Raw genomic sequence first — 2,661 nt, 5'->3', positions numbered from 1 at the left:
GGCCGCGGTCCCCGTACCCGGGGGCGCGGCCCGGCCGGAGCCGTTCTCCACCGTTCGCGGGGCGCGGCCCGGCCGAAGCCGTTGGCCACCGTTCGCGGGGTGCCGCTCGTCAGGCGCCGGCCTTCGCGGTCGCCCGGCCCGACAGCACCGCGCCGACCAGCGCGACCACCGGCATGGTCAGGAACACCGCGGCGAACGCCCCCGCCGGCAGCGCCGAACCGCCGTCCGCGCCGTGCGCCGCCGCCCCCACCGCGCCGCCGCCCAGGGCCGCGAACAGGACGCCCGCCAGGCCGGTCAGCAGCACGTTGCCCAGCGCGTCGCTGAGCTGCAGGGCCGCCGAGTTGCCACCGGTCTCCTCCGGCTTCGACAGCTTCATCATCAGCACGCTGATGCTGGCGATCGCCAGACCCATCCCGGCGCCGCCGACCGCCCAGAACACCGCCGTCACCCACACCGGCACCGCCGGGAACAGCACCAGCGCCGCCCCGCCGACCGCCACCGCCGTCGACACGAAGCCGACCCGGATCAGCGCCGCCCGGTGCCGGTCCGCACCCGGCCGCCCCTGCAGCCAGGACCCGAACGCCCAGGACAGCCCGCCCGGCGCCAGCGTCAGGCCCGCCATCGTCACCGACAGCCCGCGCTGGGTCTGCATCATCAGCGGGATGAACAGCTCGGACGCGAAGAACGCGCCCGCCGCGACCCCGCGCAGCAGGATCACCGTCGGCAGCCCGCGCACCGCCCGCAGCGTGCCGCGCGGCAGCAGCCGCAGCACCGCCGGGCCCAACAGCGCCAGCCCCGCCGCCGCGGGCAGCAGCGCCCAGCCGTCGAAGCGCTGGCCCGCGTACTGCAGCAGCGCCGCGCCGAGCGCGACCATCGCCGCGTCCCGGGTGCGCCGCCAGTCGTACGCCCCGGCCCGCAGCGACGGCTCGGGCCCCTCCGAACGGCGCCGCTCCGAGCGGCGCAGCGCCGGGCCCATCACCGCCAGCGGCAGCAGCACCAGCACCGGCACCGCGAGGAACACCCAGCGCCAGCCCAGGTGCTGGGTGACCGCGCCGGAGATCACCGGGCCGAGGATCGAGGGCAGCACCCAGGCCGCCGAGAACGCCGCGAACACCGACGGCCGCAGCCGCTCCGGGAACGCCCGGCCGACCACCACGTACAGCGCGACGATCACCAGGCCGCCGCCCAGCCCCTGCACCGCCCGGCCCGCGACGAACATCCACATGTTCACCGCGGTGCCGGCCGTCACCAGCCCCGCGGCGAACACCGCGATGCCGCTGAACAGCGGCGCGAGCGGGCCGCCGCGGTCGCACCACTGCCCCGAGACCACCATCGCCAGCAGCGTGGTGGTGAAGTACGCGGAGAACGCGAAGGCGTACAGGCCGATGCCGTCGAGCTGCTGGGCGGCCGTCGGCATCGCGGTGTTCACCGCCGTCGCCTCGAAGGCCAGCAGCAGCACCACCGACACGATGCCCAGGGTCAGCGCCCGCCAGGGGCCGCTGAGCACCCCGCCGGTGCCGTCGTCGTCGGGGAGGAGGGGACGGGTGGGTGCCGCCGTTTCGGCCGGGGAGGTGCTGGTCACCACGACATGGTAAGTGCCGTCAGCGCATTTCGATCCTGACCTGCGGGCGGAACGGCACCTCGGCCGCCAGCCCTAGGACCGGGGCCGCCCCGCCTCAGTGCAGCACCTTGAGCCCGACCACCCCGGACAGGATCAGCACCAGGCAGGTGATCCGGGCCGCGCTCACCGCGTCCCCCAGCGCCACCATCCCGTACACCGCGGTGCCCACCGCACCGATGCCCACCCACACCGCGTACCCCGTACCCAGCGGGATCGTCCGCATCGCGTACGCCAGACCGCCCATCGACAGCGCCAGCGCCACCGCGAACACCACGCTCGGCACCAGCCGCGAGAACCCCTTGGACGCCTCCAGTGCCACCGCCCACACGGTCTCCAGCACTCCGGCGACGATCAGAACCACCCAGGCCATGACGACGGACTCCTCCGCAGTAGTCGAACCACCTACCGCGCCGTCTTGTCGTGCCGGGTACGACGCACCTCGTCCGGGGGCGGCCGCCGAACGGCCGTCCCACCTCCGACGGTAGCACGGTGCCGCCGGGCGCAATTCTACGGAGACTCGCCGGAGTTTCGCCGGGGAATATTGACACCAGCCGACCCCCGCCCGTTATAGTGAATTCACCGGAACAGACCGGCGCAGCCCGTACCCCGACAGGAGATGGCGATGAACAGGAAGACGGTGGCCCCCGCAGCGCCCCGCACCTGTGCCCCCTGTCCCGGCTGCGCGTGTTCCGGCCGTCGCAGCTGTTGCGCCTGAGCCGCAACCACCCCTCCCCGCAGGCCCGTTGGCGCCTGCCGCCGTCCTCGGCCCCACTCATGACCATGTGCCCGAGTGGTTCAGGGAACCGTCTGCAAAACGGTTTACACGGGTTCGATTCCCGTCATGGTCTCTGCTCGGAATCCACCGGTCGCGCTTTCCTCGACGAAAGGGCGCCCGGTGAATTCTGCTGCCCTTTTTCTTTTCCTTCCCCCTCCCCCCTTCCCCTTTTCCCTTTCCCTCTTCCTTTTCCGCCCGCGTTCCCGGAGTTCCGCTCCTGTGCGGGGCGGGAACGGCGGCGGGCGCCGGCCGCGGTCCTCAGGAC

At 73.5% G+C, this 2,661-nt stretch carries 2 protein-coding genes, 1 tRNA gene and 1 riboswitch; of the genes, 1 reads left to right on the top strand and 2 read right to left on the bottom strand.

What is annotated here, in order from left to right; translation table 11 throughout:
- Positions 1-109: 109 nt before the first annotated feature.
- Both ACFUEL_RS38150 and ACFUEL_RS38145 read right to left on the bottom strand, forming a co-directional pair.
- Positions 110-1,582, bottom strand: a complete 1,473-nt coding sequence (locus tag ACFUEL_RS38150; RefSeq protein WP_380242575.1) for an MFS transporter — start codon at positions 1,580-1,582, stop codon at positions 110-112.
- A gap of 94 nt (positions 1,583-1,676) precedes the next feature.
- The gene (locus tag ACFUEL_RS38145; RefSeq protein ID WP_380242573.1) at positions 1,677-1,991 is read right to left on the bottom strand and encodes a DMT family transporter; all 315 of its coding nucleotides are present in this window, start codon (positions 1,989-1,991) and stop codon (positions 1,677-1,679) included.
- A gap of 34 nt (positions 1,992-2,025) precedes the next feature.
- Positions 2,026-2,092: riboswitch (guanidine-III (ykkC-III) riboswitch) on the bottom strand.
- A 305-nt stretch (positions 2,093-2,397) separates the two neighbouring features.
- Here ACFUEL_RS38145 and ACFUEL_RS38140 point away from each other — a divergent pair.
- Positions 2,398-2,469 (top strand) — tRNA-Cys (locus ACFUEL_RS38140).
- Positions 2,470-2,661: the final 192 nt, after the last annotated feature.

Origin of the sequence: Kitasatospora sp. NPDC057198 (genome assembly GCF_042670125.1) — a bacterium.
In the GTDB taxonomy this organism is placed as follows: Bacteria; Actinomycetota; Actinomycetes; order Streptomycetales; family Streptomycetaceae; genus Kitasatospora.
This window is presented reverse-complemented; position numbering and strand designations above follow the sequence as displayed.